Raw genomic sequence first — 20011 nt, 5'->3', positions numbered from 1 at the left:
TGTGTGATTATACTTTTTTATTTATAGAAAAGAGTTTAGAAACACTGATATATGATGTTGATATCAAATAATACTACTACAAAAATACTATAGTGCTTCTACTTTCGAGTAGGAATTAAAATTTTATGAGACACGAAAAACCTGGATCAAAGATTATCTATAAAAGTATTAATTGTAGAATTTAAATTAAAAAAGTGATATAATAGGACTATTAAATATATAGGTGATAATCATGAGTAGACGTTTTAAAAAATCACGCTCACAGAAAACAAAACAGAATATTAACATATTCTTGGCGCTTGTTTATTCATTGTTGAGCGGGTTTTTATTGTTCTTAATCTTTAAGTATAATATACTTGCTTTTAGAAACTTGAATGTTGTAGTTGCAGTTTTTACCTTTATGGTTGCTATTAGTGCTACACTACTAATAATCTATAGAAAAGCCGAAAAGTTCACGATTTTCTTTTTGACACTAGCTGTTTTAGTGAGTTCGGTTTCTTTGTTTGCTCTGCAACAATTTGTGGGATTCACAAGTCATATTAATGCAACTTCAAATTATTCAGAGTATTCTCTCAGCGTCGTTGTTTTAAAGGATAGTGATATCAATCATGTTACCCAATTATCTAGTGTTATGGGGCCAACAGGTACGGATAATGAGAATATTCAAAAGCTAATCTCTGATATTAAGACGAGTCAAAATAAGGATTTGACGGTTGAAAAAAGTAATTCTTACTTATCAACTTATAAAAGTTTGATTTCTGGAGAGGCCAAAGCCATTGTCTTAAATAGTGTATTTGAGAATATTATTGAGGCAGAGTATCCGGATTATGCTTCTAAAATCAAGAAAATTTACACTAAAAAAATGACTAAAGAGGTTGAGACTCCTAAGGTATCTAAAGATCGCTTTTTCAATATCTATGTCAGTGGGATTGATACTTACGGTGCCATTAGTTCAGTTTCTCGTTCAGATGTCAATATTCTAATGACGGTCAATAGGGATACGAAGAGAATCCTTCTTACAACAACTCCACGAGATTCATATGTTCCTATTGCCGATGGTGGAAACAATCAAAAGGATAAATTGACTCATGCTGGTATATATGGGGTTGACTCATCTATTCATACCCTAGAGAACCTTTATGGTGTAGATATTAATTATTATGTTCGTTTGAATTTCACCTCATTTTTGAAACTGATTGACCTATTGGGAGGGGTAGATGTTCATAACGATCAAGAGTTTTCAGCTCTACATGGGAAGTTCCATTTCCCAGTGGGGAATGTACATCTAGACTCTGAGCAAGCTCTAGGTTTTGTACGTGAACGCTACTCGCTAGCCGATGGAGACCGTGACCGTGGTCGCAACCAACAAAAGGTCATTGTAGCAATTATTCAGAAGTTAACTTCTACAGAGGCCTTGAAGAACTATAGTAGTATTCTTCAAGGATTGCAGGATTCTCTTCAAACAAATATGCCGATTGAGACTATGATGGATCTAGTGAATACTCAATTGGAAAGTGGAGGGAATTATAAAGTAAATTCTCAAGATTTAAAAGGGACAGGTCGGATGGATCTTCCTTCTTATGCAATGCCAGATAGTAACCTCTATATGATGGAAATAGATGAGAGTAGTTTAGCTACAGTCAAAGCAGCTATACAGGATGTGATGGAGGGTAGATAAAATGATAGACATCCATTCGCATATCGTTTTTGATGTAGATGATGGGCCAAAGTCGATAGAGGATAGCAAAGCACTTTTAAGAGAAGCTTACAATCAAGGAGTTCGAATGATTGTGTCTACTTCGCATCGTCGAAAAGGGATGTTTGAAACTCCAGAAGAAAAAATTGCAGCAAATTTTATTAAGGTTCGTGAAATTGCAAGAGAAGTAGCAGATGATTTAGTCATTGCTTATGGCGCAGAGATATACTATACTCTGGATGTTCTAGAAAAGCTAGAAAGAAAAGAAATTCCTACTCTTAATGATAGTCGTTATGCTTTGATTGAGTTTAGCATGCATACTCCCTATCGTGAGATTCATACGGGATTGAGTAATATTTTGATGTTGGGGATCACACCAGTAATTGCTCATATTGAACGTTATGATGCTTTAGAGAATAATGAAAAACGCGTTCGCGAACTGATTGATATGGGTTGCTATACTCAGATAAATAGTTATCATGTTTTAAAACCTAAGCTCTTTGGTGAAAGATATAAATTCATGAAAAAGAGAGCTCGGTATTTTTTAGAACGTGACTTAGTTCATGTAGTTGCAAGTGACATGCACAATTTAGACAGTAGACCTCCATATATGGAACAGGCATATGATATCATTGCTAAGAAATATGGAGCGAAAAAAGCGAAAGAACTTTTTGTAGAAAATCCCAGAAAAATTATAATGGATCAATTAATTTAGGAGAAAATATGAAAGAAAAAGATATTATTGAAGTGAACGTTGTTCAGTTGCTAAAGGCACTATGGGTAAAGAAATTAGTAATCCTTCTTGCAGCAATTGTGATTGGAGGAGCTTCATTTGCATACAGTAGTTTTATTCTGAAACCAGTATATAAAAGCACGACGCGAATTTATGTAGTCAATCGAAACCAAAGTGACCAACCAGGTTTGACGAATCAGGATTTACAAGCTGGAACATATTTGGTTAAGGACTATCGTGAAATCATTCTCTCACAAGACGTTCTAGAGAAGGTAGTCACTGATCTTGGTTTGACCATCAATGCTAAAGCGTTAGCTAAAAAGATTCAGGTAACAGTTCCTGCAGATACACGTATCGTATCTATTTCGGTCAGTGATTATAAACCTGATGAGGCCAGTCGTATTGCAAATGCTTTACGAGAAGTTGCAGCCCAAAAAATTATTACAGTTACCAGAGTTTCAGATGTAACAACCCTTGAGGAGGCACGTCCAGCAATTGCTCCATCATCACCAAATATTCGTCGTAATACTGTGATGGGAGCAGGTCTTGGAGTAGGCCTAGTGATTGTAGTAGTGCTATTGATTGAACTATTTGATAACCGTGTAAAACGTCCAGAAGATATAGAAGAGGTTATGGAAATTTCGCTCCTTGGAGTCATTCCAAAGCTGGATAAAGTAAAGTAAGGGAGAAGAGATGGCAAAGTTAGAATTATCACAACAGAAACTTAATACTGTTAAAAAAGCAGAAGAGTACTACAATGCTTTACGAACAAATGTACAATTGAGTGGCAATAACTTAAAAGTTATTGCAGTCACTTCAGTTGATCCTAGTGAAGGAAAATCTACAACTTCTACTAATATTGCTTGGGCTTTTGCACGTGCAGGATATAAGACTCTTTTGATTGATGCAGATATCCGGAACTCAGTGATGTCTGGAGTCTTTAAGTCAAGAGAAAGAATTACAGGCTTGACAGACTATCTAGCTGGAACTCAGGATTTGTCAAATGGACTTTGTGAGACAAATGTTGACAATTTGTTTGTCATTGAGTCAGGAGTGGCTTCTCCTAATCCAACAGCTCTTCTTCAAAGTGACAACTTTGGAATTATGATTGAAACCCTACGTAAATATTTTGACTATATTATCGTTGATACGGCACCAATTGGAGTTGTAATCGATGCAGCTATTATTGTGCAAAAATGCGATGCATCCATTTTAGTTGTAGAAGCCGGAGTTGCAAAACGAAGAGAAGTGCAAAAAGCTAAAAGCCAGTTAGAACAAACAGGAAAACCATTTTTAGGGGTCGTTCTCAATAAATTTGATGTTCAACGTGAAAAATATGGTTCTTACGGTGGTTATGGTTCTTATGGTAAAAGATAAAATGAGGTTAGGGAGTCCAGCATAGAAGGAAGGAGTTTCTATAATGTAACTCTGCTAATCTTATAGAATATATCTGTTAGTTTACTAGCTTATATACTGATTGCAATTTCAGAAACTGATATTTCTTCAAGAAATACTCGGTCTATTTGTAAGAACAATTGAACTGAACTTTCTAATCCATTATTGAGAAGTCATATATTAATGAAACAAATAAATTTTGTTTAGATGAGAAAAAATTATTTGTTATAGCAGATAAAAGGATTATATTCCCATAAATCATTGAATTACCAAAGATATACTGAGTTTTTGTAGTTGCATGAACTGAACGATTTAATTTGAAAGATGGGAATAAGATAGAATTTGAATTTATAGTGAGAAATAGTTTATGTACAGTGTAATAAAACGATTAGGGGATATAACTCTATCTTTAATAGGCATAATAGTACTGTGTCCGATTTTTATTATAATTATAATCGCGATTAAACTGGATTCAGAAGGACCAGCGATATTTAAGCAGAAACGTTTTGGGCTTCATAAGAAATCTTTTTATGTTTTAAAATTTAGAACAATGAAAGTAGAATCTCCCAAATATGTAGCTACTCGAGATTTACACAATTCAGAGCAGTGGATTACCAGAGTAGGAAGTGTTTTAAGAAAAACATCTTTAGATGAGTTGCCTCAACTATGTAATATTCTTGTTGGTAATATGAGTATTGTGGGCCCTAGACCGGTAGCAATAAACGAATTGGATGTAGTAGAAGCAAGAGATAAATATGGTGCAAATGATGTTTTACCAGGATTAACGGGATGGGCACAAATTAATGGTCGAGACAATCTGTCTACAGATATGAAAGCAAAATTGGATGGTTATTATGTAAAACATAGATCATTAATAATGGACATAAAATGTATAGTAAGAACAATACCTTACGTATTGAAACGAAAAGGAATTGTAGAGGGGAGTAAACGAGAGAGTTAAGATAGTGAAATGAAAATTTTATTTGTTAGTCAACATTATAGACCAGAACCTTTTAGATTATCAGATATTTGTGAAGATCTTGTTGAGAGAGGTCATGAAGTTACTGTTTTAACAGGAATTCCTAATTATCCTGAAGGTGAAATATATGCAGATTATCTGAATAACCAAAATAGACGAGAGACTATAGAAGGAGTTACTGTTTTTCGTTCCTATACAATTCCAAGGGGAAAAAGTACTTTACATAGGATATTAAATTATTTTAGTTTTGCTATCAGTTCATCGATGGGAGTTTTACTAGGACAGTATAAAGCAAAAGATGGATCAGAATTTGATTGTGTTTTTGTAAATCAATCATCTCCAGTTATGATGGCATGGGCTGGTATGGTTTATAAAAATAAGTATAAGAAGCCCCTGTTTCTATATTGTATGGATGTTTGGCCAGATAGTTTAACTGTAGGGGGAGTGAAACAAGATGGCTTGATTTTCAAGTTGTTTAAATTTATCTCAAAAAGAGTTTATCGAGCTAGCGATTATATATTTGTCACTAGTCCATCATTTAAGAATTATTTTGTGCAACAATTTGATATATTAGAACAAAAGATTACTTATTTGCCACAATATGCAGAAGATCTTTTTATCCCTGATGAATCGAGAGTTAATAAAGAAAGTGTTGACCTAACTTTTGCTGGTAATATTGGTAAAGCACAAAATTTGGAAACTATTTTGAAAGCTGCCAGTTTGATAGAAAAGAATACCGATTTACCCAAGAAAATTCATTTTCATTTTGTTGGAGATGGTACGGAATTGCTAAGTATGAAAGCCTTAGCTCATGAATTGGAGTTGAAGAATGTTTCCTTTTATGGAAGACGTTCTTTGGAAGAAATGCCAACATTCTATAAAAAATCAGATGCTATGTTAGTTTCTTTAATAGGAGACTCGATAGTTTCTCGTACTATACCTGGAAAGGTACAATCTTATATGGCAGCAGGAAAACCAATTATAGGTGCAATTTCAGGAGATACTAAAGCAATCGTAGAGGAAGCAAATTGTGGTTATGTTAGTTCTGAACAAGATGTGGAACAATTAGTACAAAATATTTGTGAATTCAGTATGTTATCTATAGAGGAACAAAAGGAGTTAGGGAAGCAAGCTCGTTATTACTATGAAAAGCACTTTTCTAAAGAGCAGTTTATGACACAGTTGGAAAAGTATTTGAGAGAGGAATTTTCCTAATGAAAATTTTGATGATTAATACTGTTTGTGGTATTAGGAGTACAGGTAGAATTTGTACGGATATCGCAACCGCTTTAACAAAGCAGGGGCATGAAGTTAAGATTGCATATGGACGTGAGCATGTGCCGACACAGTATCGAGATTACGCAGTTAAAATAGGCTCTAGAGTGGATGTAAATAGACATGTCTTACAAGCTCGAATTTTTGATAATGCTGGTTTTGGAAGTAAAGCGGCAACTAGAAAATTTATCACTTGGATGAAAGAATATGATCCTGATATTATTCATCTGCATAATTTACATGGATACTATATTCATGTAGGAGAATTATTTTCCTATTTGAAAACTTGCGGAAAGAAAATTTTATGGACTTTACATGATTGTTGGGCTTTTACTGGACATGGTGCTTACTTTGATACTTTAGAATGTGAAAAAATTGGACAGTGCCATCATTCGAGTCAAAAAAACGATTATCCAAAGTCATTAATTGATTTTTCATCTAGAAATTTTAAACGTAAAAAAAATTTGTTTACAGGTGTTCCAAACTTGACACTTATTACACCATCAGAGTGGTTGGCAAATTTGGTAAGAAATTCATTTTTGAAAGAATATCCCGTAACAGTTATTCATAACGGTATTGATACTACTATATTTAAACCAAGGCTATTTGAGGCTCAGGAATTGAGAAAAAAATTTAGCTTAGAAGGCAAACAGGTACTGCTTGGTGTGGCTTCTATCTGGGATCAGCGTAAAGGCTTGGATGATCTATTAGAATTATCTACACAGCTAAAATCTTATCAACAATTAGTTTTGATAGGATTATCAAAAGAACAATTGAATAAACTTCCTAAAGAGATTATTGGTCTGACCACAACAGATAGTGTGGAAGAACTTTCTGCTTGGTACACGTTGGCAGATGTATTTATCAACCCGACAACACAGGATAATTATCCGACAACTAATTTAGAAGCTATTGCCTGTGGGACACCAGTTGTGAGCTACCCAACTGGGGGGAGTATAGAAAGTACACATATGTACGGTATAGTGTGTAGTGATAGAACTGTTACTTCTATACTAGGATCCCTAAAAGAAGTGAGTCAATGTAAAAGGAATCCTAATTTTAATTTGTCAAAAGAGTATTTTGTAGAAAATATACTCAATTTATACTAGTGGAACTGGAGTTGATATGATAAAGATTTTATACGTTAACGGCGGGACTATGGATAGAGGCGGTGTATCTACCTTTATGATGAATGTTTATGAAAAAATGCATTCTGAAAACATTCAAATTGATTTTTTAGTCCATACATTGTCCAAAGGTGTACGCGATGAAGATATTTTAAATCTTGGAGGTAAAATCTTTAGAGTTCCTGCCAGAGGAAGGAATCCTTTAAAAAATTATCGTCAAATTAAGCAAATTATGCTGAATGGAAAATATGATGTAGTTCATGCGCATGCTGATGCAGGAAATAGTACAATTTTATCTATTGCAAAAGAGTGTAATATTCCTATTCGTATTTCACATTGCCATAATACAAACTATACAAACAAAAGTTTATTGAAGAGGTTTTTGAATGACCAATTCAAGAAGCAAATTCCGAAATATGCTACTCATCTATGGGCTTGTTCGGAAAAAGCAGGAGAGTGGTTGTATGGTAATCACTCTTTTGAAGTTATTCCTAATGCTATTGATGTTCAAAAGTTCATCTATAGTCCACAATTATCTAAAGATTTGCGTAAGGAATTAAATTTAGAAAATAAGTTTGTTATTGGTCATGTAGGACGATTTGATTATCAGAAAAATCATGATTTTCTTCTTAAAGTTTTTGCGGAAGTTATCAATGAAAGAGAAGATGCTCATCTTGTTCTCATAGGTAAGGGAGAATTGGAAGAGGTTATTAAAAAGCAAGCAAATCAATTAGGAATATTGGATAAGATTAGTTTTTTAGGTGAGTCTTCTAATGTAAACAAATTGATTAATGTATTTGATGTAGGTGTTTTCCCATCTCTTTTTGAAGGTTTTGGTATAGCTGTGCTAGAGATGCAAATCAACGGTTTACCATTAGTAGTTTCTGATAATTTTCCCAGTGAGATTAATTTAACTGATAATATACGTTTTTTATCATTGGATGAAACAGTTAAATATTGGTGTGAAACGATTTTGGAGACCAAAGGACGGGATACTGGGGCAGTTGATAAAATTATTGCTAAGGGTTATAACCTGTCTGATATGGTTAATAAGTTAACAAAAACTTATGAAAGAATTGTAGATAAATCATGAAAAAAGTATTATTTGTAACTAATATTCCATCGCCTTATCGTGTGGATTTCTATAATCAACTTGGGAAATTTGTGGATTTAACTGTTATTTTCGAAGCAACAGGAGCTCAAGATATTAGATTTGATTACCGTGAGACTTTTAAAAATTTTACCGCCATTTTTTTAAGTGAAGGTAATATTGATGAGAAGAAATTAAATTCAGCTATATTCCAGTATTTAATTCCTGAAAAGTATGACTATATTTTTTTGACTAACTATTCTTATCGAACAGAATTATTTGGTTATTTAAAGTGTGTTTTTTCTAAGATACCGTTTATATTAGAAATTGATGGCGGTAAGATACCAGAAAGCGAGAACTTTTTAAAATACCAGTTTAAAAAATTTATTCTTACGAAACCCTGCTATTATTTTAGCCCAAGTCAGTCCAGTGATGATTTCTTAGCGCATTATCATGTGAATAAAGAAAATATTTATCGGTATTCATTTACTTCCTTATCAGAGAAAGACATACGACATCAAATTGTCAATGAGGAAGAAAAACAATTTTTAAGAAAGAAACTGGGATTCAGTCCAACTAAAAAAACAATTTTATTTGTTGGTAGAATCATCCCTGGTAAAGGTGTGGATGTTTTAATCAAGGCTGTTCAGAATCTATCAGACAATGTACAATGTTTGATTGTAGGACCAAGTCCTGATAGTGAATACAAACAATACTTACTTGATCTTATTGGACAAGATAGCCGTTTTCATTTTATTGATTTTTTACAGACATCTGAACTGAAACAATACTACAAGCTATCTGATATATTTGTTTTACCAACAAAGTCTGATGTTTGGGGACTTGTTGTAAACGAGGCAATGTCGCACGGACTTCCTGTTATTTCTACATCTGCATGTGTTGCTGCAATTGAACTTGTTTCGAATGGTTATAATGGATATGTTATTGATAGGGTCGATGACTGGAAAGCTATTTTTCAAAAGTTAAGCCAAGTATTACAAGATGACTCATTACGAGTTCAATTATCTCAAAACGCTTTATCTACTATTAAACACTATACTATTGAAACAATGGTTGAAGAGCATTTGAAATTTATGGAGGAAAAATGAGGATATCTATTGCAATGACAACCTATAATGGAGCAGATTATTTGCTAGAGCAGCTAGAATCGCTTCGTACTCAGAGTTTAATGGCTGATGAAGTTATTATTGTTGATGACTGTTCAACAGATAATACAGTTGATTTACTTAATATGTATATTCAGAAGTATCATCTTGATAATTGGGTATTGATAAAAAACTCATCTAATATAGGTTGGAGAAAAAACTTTAGAAAAGCGCTTCAAAAGACAACAGGAGATGTAGTTTTTCTTTGTGATCAAGATGATATTTGGAATAAAGATAAAATTTCACTGATGGTAAAAGAGTTTCATAAATCGCCGTCAATAGAACTATTAGCTAGTAACTATGAGATTCTCGATTTTGGTAGAAATGATAAAATCAAGATTAAGGATGTTGAGTTAGATAATGGTGCTGTAGTCCCGTTTTCGTTAAAAAACAAGAGTATTTCTGTTATGAGACCAGGATGTACTTTTGCAGTTAAGCGTGAGTTGATAGTTCTGTTAGAAAAGTATGATATAGATAGATTTGGCCATGATAATATTTTATGGAATCTAGCTATGGTAAGAGGAACTCTATATCTATACTTAAAACGCTTAATACATTTTCGTCGCCACGAAACAAGTGCTTCTGCTCCTAAGCAATCTCTTAATCGTGAACGGCGAGTTGTTGAAGTGGATACGAGTTATCAAATTGCAGTTTTCTTACTTGATGTGGCTCGTAAAGAACATTTAGACATAAAAATAATTTCTCAACTTGAAAATATGGCAATGGTTCTTGAGAGACGTAGAGAGATTTTAAAAGATGGTACTCTTATGCAAATAGTTCATTTCCAATTGAAGTATTATGCTTATTATCCTACATTCCGCAATTTAATATCAGATATATTAGTGTTTTTAAAAAAATAATGAGAGAGAAGAGTTTTGAGTAAAATTTCTAAAAATTATCTATATAACTTAATTTATCAAGTGGTAGTTTTAATATTACCACTATTGATTACTCCATATGTTGCTAGAGTATTGGGCGCACACCAGTTGGGAATTTACGATTATGCCAATTCAATCGTTACTTTGATTTATACTTTAGGTTTACTAGGTATCGGTCACTATGGAAATCGCGAATGTGCCTATACTAGAGATGATAAAGAGGAACTATCAGAGACATTTTGGAGTATTTTGGCTATTCAGATTATTTTAGGATTTTTTTCACTATTCTGCTTATACATTTTTTCTAACATAAATTCAAATTATCAAGTTTATTTTCAACTTTTTTCCATTTGGCTTTTTGGGTCTATTCTTGATTGTACGTGGTTCTATCGTGGCTTAGAGGAAATGCAGTATGTTGTATTAAAAAACATTATTGCTAAGTTATTATTTACGATAGCGACCTTCTTATTTGTAAAAAGCGAAACAGATCTAACTCTATATGTGCTCATATATGGACTCTCTGTTTTAGTAGCAAATGTATCAGCCTACAGTCAATTAAGGATGTTTATTAGTAGACCAAAGATAAATATTCATCGTTTTACGGAGATTATTTTAGGGAGTCTCAAACTATTTTTACCAAGCATCATCATGCAAATTATGTTATCTGCTGATAAAATTGTTCTAGGATCTTTAAGTTCTGGAATCAGCAATGTTTCTTACTATAGTAATGCAGAGAAGATTATACAGATACCACTCTCTTTAATAGTAGTATTAAATTCTGTTATGATGCCACGAATAGCAAATGAATTTCGTAATAGACGGTTAGAAAATATGAAAAAGTATCTGACAACTGCAGCTGAATTTTCTTTGTTCTTAGCTGTTCCATTGTCGATTGGCCTTTATGCTATTGCAGATACTTTTGTTCCGTGGTTTTTAGGTGAAAGTTTTATTCCATCTATGGATGCTCTTAAATGGCTTGCTCCTATTGCTGTTGGTAATGCTTTGCTAGGAGTTTCAGGTAGTCAGTATTTTGTTGCAGTTAATAAAACAAAAGTCTTATTCTTTTCTAATACTTTAGCTGCAATTTTAAATATTCTATTAGATTTGTTACTTGCTCCAATGTTTGGAGTAGTAGGTGTTTGTTTAGCAACTATAGTATCACTTACCTCTTCTGTTATAGTGCAATACTATATAATGTCAAAGGATATACCTATTATACCTATTTTGAAGTCATTATTTAAATATCTTATTTATTCTATGATAATGGGGATAATTATTATTGTTCCCTTCAGAGGATATCCAGCAAATTATGGAACAACTATTAAGCAAATCGTTCTTGGGATAGTAGTTTACTTTGGCTTGAGCTTGTTGACGCGAGATGTATTTGTTTTTCAAGCATTAGATTTTGTAAAGAAAGGATTCAAAAAAAGTAGATGATTTCAGCTTTATTTTATATAAGTTTTTTAACAAATCTATTAGTCGTAGTCAATAGGATACGTATAAATTTTCTAGCATTTTTATCTTGGTTAGTTTTGTTTTTTATCTATGCAGGAAATATCCGAGAAGGATTTTCAGATTTAACTCATTATCGTGCAAGATATGCTGTAGGAAAAAGTAGTCTGTATTTTTCAGACCATGCGTATAATTTTTTTGCAGATTGGTTTTCACATCACTCCATCTCTTTTCAAGTTTTTTTAGCATGTATTTTTCTATTCTCCTCAGCATGTTTCTATTTTGTTGCTAAAAAATTGCATTGTAATTATAATCTTCTAATTTTATTGCTATCTCTTTTTTATTTCTTTTATACTTTAGAAGTTCTAAGATTCTTTTTAGCAGCTAGTGTAGCACTTATAGCGCATTATTATCTTTCACAAAATCATCGATTCATATTCATAGGATTGATGTTCATAGCGTTTCTGTTTCATGGATCTATCATTTATTTCTTACCATTTGTTATTTTTTATAGACAAAAAAATACTAGTAAGATGCTATGGGTATTGGTATTTATATCTACGGTCTTAATTGTGACAAATCTATTGGTAGGTAATAATTCTAGCTACTTGACTAAAATATTTGAACTGTTAGGGAGCGAGGCAACTAAAAGTCGTGTTATGTATTATACAGCGAAATCGACTCGTCTTGGTTTTATATTGTATGATAGTTACTATGTTTTCAACCTACTAATTAGTATTAACCTCAAAAAGATTGCAAAAACAGTTTCAAATCTCCCTCAGGAAGTGACCAATTTTATAAACTTGGTGTATCAACATAGTTTTTTTAGTACAATTTTTTTACCCCTAATTATGTTTAGTACAGCATTTACTCGCTATTTAATTTTTACTGTTGTTTTAAATTTTATAGCCATTGCAGCTTTACAACCATTTATGCAACGATCATTTATAAAATTAAAGAGTGGACTTTATATTATTTTCGGAGTTTTAGGTGCTACTTGTTTTTGGTGGTATCTAAGAGAAAATGTCCTTTATTTTTATGAGGCACTTTTGCCAAATTTATTTAACTGATTTTATATTCTTTATGTCTGTACTTTGCAAACACTATAAGAGTGGTTTATAATATAAAAATATAAAGAAATACGGTATAGCTATTTCTTTAGAAAGTGGAAATTTAAATGATTAATTACAGCGCAGATGAATTAGATATGATTCAGAAGCTTGAACTCAAAATATTAAAAGAAATTATTCGAATATGTAAAAAAGAAAATATAGAGTATTTTTTAATTGGTGGAAGTGCTCTTGGAGCAATACGTCATGAAGGATTTATACCATGGGATGACGATATTGATATTGGTATGACACGTGAGAATTATGATAACTTTTTGAGAGTAGCTGAACAGTATTTAGGAGAAGAGTTTTATTTACAATCACCCTCCTCTGATAGAAGATCACCCTATTCTTACAGTAAACTAATGTTAAAAGGGACTTTGTTCTTAGAGTATGCCCAAAGAAATTTAAAAACACAAAGTGGTATTTATGTAGATATTTTTCCATTTGACGAGGTTCCAGACAATGAGATAGAAAATGAGAGACAATTTAAAGCTGTACAGTTTTATAAAAAGTTATATGTGATGAGGATGCTACCTACTGTTTCTAAGGCTCCTGAGAACTTGATTCAAGGTTTAAAAGCTATGCTAAGGAGATGTATTCATTATAGCTTAAAATTAATTCCTAAAAGTTTAATACTCAAAAAAATTGATCAATTTTCTAGATTATATAATGGAACAAATCAATCTGCATTTGCTTGTTTAGATTTTCCGGTAAGAAATGTAGAGTATGTTCTAAAAACAACACTATATCCCCTAGTTGAACATAAATTTGAAGAAATCACAATTTTATTACCTGGTGATTTTCATCAATACTTGACTACACATTATGGTGAGTACATGAAGTTGCCACCTTTAGAAGAACGTGTTGGGCATAGACCATATTTGATTGATTTAGGAATATATGGAAAGGAAGAAAAATGAAGAGAGTGATTACTTACGGGACTTTTGATTTGCTTCATTACGGTCATATCAATTTATTGAAGCGTGCTAAAGATTTGGGAGATTATTTAATAGTAGGTCTATCTACTGATGAATTTAATCTTCAAAAAGATAAGATTTCATATTTTGATTATCAACAACGTAAAATTTTGCTTGAATCTATTCGTTATGTAGATCTGGTAATTCCTGAGATTTCATGGGAACAAAAACGAGAAGATGTAAAGAAGTATTATGCTGATATCTTTGTTATTGGTGATGATTGGGAAGGTAAGTTTGATTTTTTGAAAGATGAGGGCGTAGAAGTAGTATATTTACCTCGTACTGAAGAAATTTCTACTACACAGATTAAAGAAGATTTAAACAAGACCAAAGGTGGAAAATAATATGTCACAATTTACAGGAAAAACTCTTCTAATTACAGGAGGGACAGGTTCATTTGGGAATGCAGTTCTCAAGCGTTTTTTAGAAACAGATATCTCAGAGATTCGTATCTTTTCGCGAGATGAAAAAAAACAAGATGATATGCGTCATGAGTTTCAGGTAAAAGCACCAGAAGTGGCTGGGAAAATCCGTTTTTATCTCGGAGATGTGCGTGACTTAGCTTCGGTAAAAAATGCTATGCATGGTGTGGATTATGTTTTTCATGCTGCTGCTCTGAAACAGGTACCTTCTTGTGAATTTTTCCCTATAGAAGCGGTAAAAACTAATATTTTGGGAACTGAGAATGTTCTTACTGCATCTATCGAAGCTGGTGTAAAGCAAGTTATCTGTCTTTCTACAGATAAGGCAGCTTATCCTGTTAATGCTATGGGAACATCTAAGGCTATGATGGAAAAGATTGCTGTTGCTAAGTCCCGGACGGTAAATCCTGAGCATACAAAGATATGTGTGACTCGCTATGGGAATGTTCTATGTAGCCGAGGATCTGTAGTTCCTCTTTGGATTGAGCAAATTAAGCAAGGAAATGCTCTTACAATTACTGAACCTAGCATGACACGTTTTGTCATGACATTGGAAGAAGCAGTAGATTTAGTTTTATTTGCATTTAAAGAAGGAAAATCTGGAGATATACTAGTTCAGAAAGCACCAGCATGTACGATTGAAGTGTTGGCTAAGGCTGTATCAGAAATTTTTGCCTCAGAACAAGATATTAAGATTATAGGTATTAGACACGGAGAAAAAATTTATGAAACATTATTAACTAATGAAGAGTGCGCAAATGCAATTGATTTGGGTGATTTTTATAGAGTTCCTAGTGATAATCGTAATCTTAACTATGATAAATATTTCAAAGATGGTAGTACGAATAGAAATTTGTTGACAGAATTCAATAGTAATAATACTGATTTGATGGATGTAGAGCAAGTTAAAAGAAAGTTGCTAGAATTAGATGAAATACAGACAGCAATTCGTGATATGGTAGCAGATGAAGAGATGTAAAATCTTTTAAGATATATTAAAATTATCAAGGATATATAATGTATCATGTATTGTCGAGAGAGTTGACTATTAAAATAGCATATAAAACAAGGAGGGGGCATGATTAAAAATATTTTAATCACAGGAGCGAAAGGATTTGTAGGAAAAAATCTTATCTGTACTCTGGAAGCTTTGAAAGATGGACGAGATAGAACTCGTCCTAATTTAGAGATTGGAGAGATTTTTCAGTATGATCGTGATACAGATCCAATTTTATTAGAAGAATATTGTAAGAAGGCCGATTTCGTATTCCATTTAGCTGGTGTCAATCGTCCACAGAATCCTGATGAATTCATGGAGGGAAATTATGGTTTTTCCAGTAGATTATTGGAGATTTTAGAAAAGTATGAAAACACTTGTCCTGTTCTACTCTCGAGTTCTACTCAAGCTAGTTTAGAAGGCCGATTTGCGAACTCTGTATATGGGCAATCTAAGCTAGCAGGGGAAGAACTCTTCTTTGAATATGGAAAGAAAACGGGAGCACCTGTCTTAGTTTATCGTTTCCCGAATCTTTATGGGAAGTGGTGCCGTCCTAACTACAATTCTGCTGTAGCAACTTTCTGTCATAATCTAGCCCATGATTTACCTATTCAAGTAAATGATCCAAGTGTAGAATTGGAGTTGCTGTATATTGATGATTTGATACAAGAGTGTCTAACTGCATTAGAAGGAAATCCTCATCGTTGCAGTTTAGATGGATTACAAATCTTACCTAACCCATCAGGAAACTACTGTTATGTACCAACGACTTATCATGTAACTTTAGGAAAGATTGTTACTCTGTTAGAAACATTTAAAAAACAGCCAGATAGTTTAGTTATGCCTGAAATTCCTCAAGGATCTTTTGAAAAGAAATTGTATTCTACCTATCTATCTTATCTACCAGTAGATAAGTTTAAGTTCCCTCTAAAAATGAATATAGATGAACGAGGTAGTTTCACGGAACTATTAAAAACGGAAAATGCGGGTCAATTTTCTGTCAATATTTCTAAACCTGGCATTACTAAAGGGCAACATTGGCATCATTCTAAGTGGGAATTCTTCATGGTTGTTTCTGGTCGTGCTTTAATACAAGAGCGTAGGATAGGACTGGATGAAAACGGGCAAGAATATCCTATTCTGAACTTTGAAGTGTCAGGCGATAAGATTGAAGCTATACATATGATACCGGGCTATGCACATAATATTATTAATCTTTCTGATACAGAAAATCTAGTTACTGTAATGTGGGCTAATGAGTCATTTGATCCTAGCCATCCAGATACTTTTTTTGAACAAGTGGAGAAATAAATGAAAATTAAGACGGATTATAGTGATATTCGCTTTAAAGATAATGGCAAACTTAAGTTATTGATTATTGTGGGAACACGTCCAGAGATTATACGTCTAAGTAGTGTTATCACTAAATGTCGAAAGTATTTTGATGTTGTTTTGGCACATACTGGACAAAACTATGATTATAATTTAAATGGTATTTTCTTCGATGATTTAGGTTTAGACACTCCAGATGTATACATGGATGCTGTTGGAGATGATCTTGGTGCTACTGTAGGGAATATTATTAATACTTCATACAAATTGATGAACCAAATTAAACCAGATGCTTTATTGATTTTAGGGGATACAAATTCTTGTCTATCAGCTATAGCTGCCAAGCGTTTACATATTCCAATTTTTCATATGGAGGCTGGCAATCGCTGTAAGGATGAGTGTTTACCGGAAGAGACTAATCGTAGGATTGTTGATATTATTTCAGATGTTAACTTGGCATATTCTGAACATGCTCGTAAGTATTTACATGAGTGTGGTTTACCTAAAGAGCGCACGTACGTAACTGGTTCTCCTATGGCAGAAGTGTTACATAAAAATTTATCTGCCATTGAGTCTTCAGATATCCATGAACGTTTGGGATTGAAAAAAGGAGGTTATATCCTACTTTCAGCTCACCGTGAGGAAAATATTGATACAGATAAAAATTTTCTCTCTCTCTTTACGGCAATTAATCAATTAGCTGAAAAGTATAATATGCCAATCTTATATTCTTGCCATCCTAGATCAAAGAAAAGGCTACAAGAGAGCGGTTTTGAACTAGATAAACGTGTGATTCAGCATGAGCCACTAGGATTCCATGATTATAATTGTTTACAGATGAATGCGTTTGTTGTAGTATCTGATTCGGGAACTTTACCAGAAGAAAGTAGTTTCTTTACTAGTCAAGGTTATCCTTTCCCAGCTGTATGTATTCGTACAAGTACAGAACGCCCTGAGTCCCTAGATAAGGCAGGATTTATTTTGGCAGGTATTGATGAAAATTCTCTTCTTCAAGCAGTTGAAACTGCTGTTAGCTTGGCAGAAGATGAGGATTTTGGCTTACCTGTACCAGACTATGTTGAGGAAAATGTCTCTACTAAAGTTGTTAAGATAATACAGAGCTATACAGGGATAGTGGATAAAATAGTTTGGCGGAAAAACTGAATTGTATATTTTTAATAAAATAATCAATTCTTAATAGAACAGGAATAAAATGGAACGAATTTGATAGAAATGACTTCTTTGATAGTAGAGGGGATTGATATTCTATCGGATTATGGCTTGTTTTTGCGTCTTATGTTTGATAGAATAAAGTAACAACACTTTAACAATTACAGTGAGGTGATAATCATGGCACTAATTTTTAAAGATGTACTTATTGAAGAGAAGACTGATGAAGAAGAACAACATATTTTATCTAGTTTAAATGGTGAGTATGACTTATCTGATGATGTAAGTCGTAGATTAAGATGACTGAATGAGGAAAGTAAACGCTTGAAAGTGTTTAGCAAGTAGACGCACTCACTTGTCTAGTTCGTATTCTGTTAATTAATTGAAATCAATAAGTATCTCATTGTCATTTTTTACGATGAGGAAGTTAGAGATTTTTAATGAATCTCTGATTACTATGTAATTTAGCATTGAAAAACTAAGAAATGGTGGAATTATGCCTCTTACACAGTTATTTGAAACATCCTTAGGAATTGATTTTTAATTGTATGCAAACAAAGTAGAATTCGCTTATTTCATTTTATGCTAAATATAATATGAAATAAGTGAATTTTTATAGATAAAGAAGAGTTTTTCTGTGTTTTTAGATAATAATTTGAAAAACTGTGACGATTATTTTGATTTTAGAGCAGTATACAATTAATAGGAATTGAATCTAAAACAACAAAGAAAGGTACCCTACTATGAAAGGTATTATTCTAGCAGGTGGTTCGGGGACACGTTTATATCCTTTGACTCGCGCTGCATCAAAACAACTTATGCCGGTTTATGATAAACCGATGATTTACTACCCACTTTCAACATTGATGTTGGCTGGGATTAGGAATATTTTGATTATTTCCACTCCACAGGATTTGCATCGATTCAAAGAGCTTCTTCAAGATGGCTCTGAGTTTGGGATTCAATTGTCTTATGCAGAGCAACCAAGTCCAGATGGTTTGGCACAAGCCTTTATTATTGGTGAAGAATTTATTGGTGATGATAGCGTTGCTCTGATCTTAGGTGACAATATCTATCACGGTCCTGGTCTTTCTAAGATGTTACAAAAGGCAGCAAACAAGGATTCAGGAGCGACTGTCTTTGGCTATCACGTGAAGGATCCAGAACGCTTTGGTGTTGTTGAGTTTGACAAAGACATGAACGCCATTTCTATCGAAGAAAAGCCAGAACATCCTCGTTCAAATTATGCAGTTACAGGCCTCTATTTCTACGATAATGATGTAGTAGAGATTGCCAAAAATATAAAACCAAGCCCGCGTGGTGAATTGGAAATTACAGATGTCAACAAGGCTTACCTAGATCGTGGAGATTTATCGGTTGAGGTTATGGGACGTGGCTTTGCTTGGTTGGATACTGGCACTCATGAAAGTTTACTAGAGGCTTCACAGTACATCGAAACAGTCCAACGGATGCAAAATGTTCAGGTAGCAAACTTAGAAGAAATTGCTTACCGTATGGGCTATATCAGTCGCGAAGATGTATTGGCCTTAGCCCAACCACTTAAGAAAAATGAATACGGGCAGTATCTGCTCCGTTTGATTGGAGAAGCATAGATGACAGATAATTTTTTCGGAAAGACGCTTGCAGCACGCAAGGTTGATGCAATTCCAGGTATGTTGGAGTTTGATATCCCTGTTCATGGTGATAATCGTGGCTGGTTTAAAGAAAATTTCCAAAAGGAAAAAATGCTCCCACTTGGATTTCCAGAGTCTTTCTTTGCAGAAGGAAAATTGCAAAACAATGTATCCTTCTCACGTAAAAATGTTCTCCGTGGCCTCCACGCAGAACCTTGGGATAAGTACATCTCTGTAGCAGATGGTGGGAAAGTTCTGGGTTCTTGGGTTGATCTACGCGAGGGCGAAAACTTTGGAAATACCTATCAGACAGTAATTGATGCAAGTAAGGGAATCTTTGTTCCTCGAGGCGTGGCCAATGGTTTCCAAGTCCTATCAGATACAGTTTCTTATAGTTATTTGGTCAATGACTACTGGGCTCTTGAACTCAAACCCAAGTATGCCTTTGTGAATTATGCTGATCCAAGCCTTGGCATTGAATGGGAAAATCTTGCAGAAGCAGAGGTTTCAGATGCAGATAAAAATCATCCACTACTTAAGGATGTAAAACCTTTGAAAAAAGAAGATTTGTAAAAA

Annotated in this window: 19 protein-coding genes; all 19 read left to right on the top strand. The window is 33.5% G+C overall.

The annotated features are described in order from the left end of the window. Nucleotides 1–232 precede the first annotated feature (232 nt). The 19 genes from AXK38_08595 (at nucleotide 233) to AXK38_08505 (ending at nucleotide 20008) form a co-directional block, all read left to right on the top strand. Nucleotides 233–1678: a LytR family transcriptional regulator gene (locus AXK38_08595; protein AMH89295.1), complete on the top strand. Its 1446-nt coding sequence runs from the start codon at nucleotides 233–235 to the stop codon at nucleotides 1676–1678. Nucleotide 1679: 1 nt separating this feature from the next. Beyond that, nucleotides 1680–2411 (top strand): tyrosine protein phosphatase, encoded by a 732-nt coding sequence (locus AXK38_08590; GenBank protein AMH89294.1) that lies wholly within the window; start codon nucleotides 1680–1682, stop codon nucleotides 2409–2411. Between the two features lie 8 nt (nucleotides 2412–2419). Next, a complete protein-coding gene (locus AXK38_08585) occupies nucleotides 2420–3112 on the top strand; it encodes a capsular biosynthesis protein CpsC (GenBank protein ID AMH89293.1) in 693 nt (230 codons plus the stop codon). Between the two features lie 10 nt (nucleotides 3113–3122). Then, nucleotides 3123–3806, top strand: coding sequence for a tyrosine protein kinase (locus tag AXK38_08580; GenBank protein AMH89292.1), 684 nt, complete (start codon nucleotides 3123–3125; stop codon nucleotides 3804–3806). A 385-nt stretch (nucleotides 3807–4191) separates the two neighbouring features. Continuing rightward, complete coding sequence (locus AXK38_08575) at nucleotides 4192–4785, top strand: capsular biosynthesis protein (protein ID AMH89291.1); 594 nt, start codon at nucleotides 4192–4194, stop codon at nucleotides 4783–4785. 9 nt (nucleotides 4786–4794) lie between these two features. Then, entirely contained in the window at nucleotides 4795–6018 is a 1224-nt protein-coding gene (locus AXK38_08570; GenBank protein AMH89290.1) for a glycosyltransferase WbuB, read from the top strand. Then, nucleotides 6018–7187, top strand: coding sequence for a glycosyl transferase (locus AXK38_08565; protein ID AMH89289.1), 1170 nt, complete (start codon nucleotides 6018–6020; stop codon nucleotides 7185–7187). The genes AXK38_08570 and AXK38_08565 overlap by 1 nt, the downstream gene beginning before the upstream one ends. 16 nt (nucleotides 7188–7203) lie before the next feature. Further along, nucleotides 7204–8298 (top strand): glycosyl transferase family 1, encoded by a 1095-nt coding sequence (locus tag AXK38_08560; GenBank protein ID AMH89288.1) that lies wholly within the window; start codon nucleotides 7204–7206, stop codon nucleotides 8296–8298. After that, entirely contained in the window at nucleotides 8295–9404 is a 1110-nt protein-coding gene (locus AXK38_08555) for a glycosyl transferase family 1 (GenBank protein AMH89287.1), read from the top strand. The genes AXK38_08560 and AXK38_08555 overlap by 4 nt, the downstream gene beginning before the upstream one ends. After that, on the top strand, nucleotides 9401–10321 hold the full coding sequence (locus AXK38_08550; protein AMH89286.1) for a glycosyl transferase family 2: 921 nt from the start codon (nucleotides 9401–9403) through the stop codon (nucleotides 10319–10321). The genes AXK38_08555 and AXK38_08550 overlap by 4 nt, the downstream gene beginning before the upstream one ends. A 15-nt stretch (nucleotides 10322–10336) precedes the next feature. Further along, complete coding sequence (locus AXK38_08545) at nucleotides 10337–11776, top strand: polysaccharide biosynthesis protein (protein AMH89285.1); 1440 nt, start codon at nucleotides 10337–10339, stop codon at nucleotides 11774–11776. Beyond that, nucleotides 11773–12861, top strand: coding sequence for a hypothetical protein (locus AXK38_08540; GenBank protein AMH89284.1), 1089 nt, complete (start codon nucleotides 11773–11775; stop codon nucleotides 12859–12861). Before AXK38_08545 ends, AXK38_08540 begins: the two co-directional genes overlap by 4 nt. Nucleotides 12862–12968: 107 nt before the next feature. Next, nucleotides 12969–13823: a hypothetical protein gene (locus AXK38_08535; GenBank protein ID AMH89283.1), complete on the top strand. Its 855-nt coding sequence runs from the start codon at nucleotides 12969–12971 to the stop codon at nucleotides 13821–13823. Continuing rightward, the gene (locus AXK38_08530) at nucleotides 13820–14224 is read left to right on the top strand and encodes a glycerol-3-phosphate cytidylyltransferase (protein AMH89282.1); all 405 of its coding nucleotides are present in this window, start codon (nucleotides 13820–13822) and stop codon (nucleotides 14222–14224) included. The genes AXK38_08535 and AXK38_08530 overlap by 4 nt, the downstream gene beginning before the upstream one ends. 1 nt (nucleotide 14225) lies before the next feature. Further along, entirely contained in the window at nucleotides 14226–15281 is a 1056-nt protein-coding gene (locus AXK38_08525) for a UDP-glucose 4-epimerase (protein ID AMH89281.1), read from the top strand. Nucleotides 15282–15380: 99 nt separating this feature from the next. Further along, nucleotides 15381–16610 carry a capsular biosynthesis protein gene (locus AXK38_08520; GenBank protein AMH89280.1) on the top strand — a complete coding sequence of 410 codons (1230 nt, stop codon included), beginning with the start codon at nucleotides 15381–15383 and terminating at the stop codon, nucleotides 16608–16610. Beyond that, on the top strand, nucleotides 16611–17795 hold the full coding sequence (locus AXK38_08515) for a UDP-N-acetyl glucosamine 2-epimerase (GenBank protein AMH89279.1): 1185 nt from the start codon (nucleotides 16611–16613) through the stop codon (nucleotides 17793–17795). A 749-nt stretch (nucleotides 17796–18544) separates the two neighbouring features. After that, nucleotides 18545–19414 (top strand): glucose-1-phosphate thymidylyltransferase, encoded by an 870-nt coding sequence (locus tag AXK38_08510; protein AMH89278.1) that lies wholly within the window; start codon nucleotides 18545–18547, stop codon nucleotides 19412–19414. Beyond that, nucleotides 19415–20008, top strand: coding sequence for a dTDP-4-dehydrorhamnose 3,5-epimerase (locus tag AXK38_08505; GenBank protein AMH89277.1), 594 nt, complete (start codon nucleotides 19415–19417; stop codon nucleotides 20006–20008). It begins immediately after the preceding gene. The last annotated feature ends 3 nt before the right edge of the window (nucleotides 20009–20011 follow it).

Origin of the sequence: Streptococcus mitis (assembly GCA_001560895.1) — a bacterium.
Classification (GTDB): Bacteria; Bacillota; Bacilli; order Lactobacillales; family Streptococcaceae; genus Streptococcus; species Streptococcus mitis_Q.
The sequence above is the reverse complement of the archived record's forward strand: the minus strand, read 5'-3'. Positions and strand labels throughout refer to the sequence as shown.

Coding starts and splice junctions, on each gene's coding strand:
- AXK38_08595 (AMH89295.1), top strand. CDS start 233: ATGAGTAGACGTTTTAAAAAATCACGCTCACAGAAAACAAAACAGAAT.
- AXK38_08590 (AMH89294.1), top strand. CDS start 1,680: ATGATAGACATCCATTCGCATATCGTTTTTGATGTAGATGATGGGCCA.
- AXK38_08585 (AMH89293.1), top strand. CDS start 2,420: ATGAAAGAAAAAGATATTATTGAAGTGAACGTTGTTCAGTTGCTAAAG.
- AXK38_08580 (AMH89292.1), top strand. CDS start 3,123: ATGGCAAAGTTAGAATTATCACAACAGAAACTTAATACTGTTAAAAAA.
- AXK38_08575 (AMH89291.1), top strand. CDS start 4,192: ATGTACAGTGTAATAAAACGATTAGGGGATATAACTCTATCTTTAATA.
- AXK38_08570 (AMH89290.1), top strand. CDS start 4,795: ATGAAAATTTTATTTGTTAGTCAACATTATAGACCAGAACCTTTTAGA.
- AXK38_08565 (AMH89289.1), top strand. CDS start 6,018: ATGAAAATTTTGATGATTAATACTGTTTGTGGTATTAGGAGTACAGGT.
- AXK38_08560 (AMH89288.1), top strand. CDS start 7,204: ATGATAAAGATTTTATACGTTAACGGCGGGACTATGGATAGAGGCGGT.
- AXK38_08555 (AMH89287.1), top strand. CDS start 8,295: ATGAAAAAAGTATTATTTGTAACTAATATTCCATCGCCTTATCGTGTG.
- AXK38_08550 (AMH89286.1), top strand. CDS start 9,401: ATGAGGATATCTATTGCAATGACAACCTATAATGGAGCAGATTATTTG.
- AXK38_08540 (AMH89284.1), top strand. CDS start 11,773: ATGATTTCAGCTTTATTTTATATAAGTTTTTTAACAAATCTATTAGTC.
- AXK38_08535 (AMH89283.1), top strand. CDS start 12,969: ATGATTAATTACAGCGCAGATGAATTAGATATGATTCAGAAGCTTGAA.
- AXK38_08530 (AMH89282.1), top strand. CDS start 13,820: ATGAAGAGAGTGATTACTTACGGGACTTTTGATTTGCTTCATTACGGT.
- AXK38_08525 (AMH89281.1), top strand. CDS start 14,226: ATGTCACAATTTACAGGAAAAACTCTTCTAATTACAGGAGGGACAGGT.
- AXK38_08520 (AMH89280.1), top strand. CDS start 15,381: ATGATTAAAAATATTTTAATCACAGGAGCGAAAGGATTTGTAGGAAAA.
- AXK38_08515 (AMH89279.1), top strand. CDS start 16,611: ATGAAAATTAAGACGGATTATAGTGATATTCGCTTTAAAGATAATGGC.
- AXK38_08510 (AMH89278.1), top strand. CDS start 18,545: ATGAAAGGTATTATTCTAGCAGGTGGTTCGGGGACACGTTTATATCCT.
- AXK38_08505 (AMH89277.1), top strand. CDS start 19,415: ATGACAGATAATTTTTTCGGAAAGACGCTTGCAGCACGCAAGGTTGAT.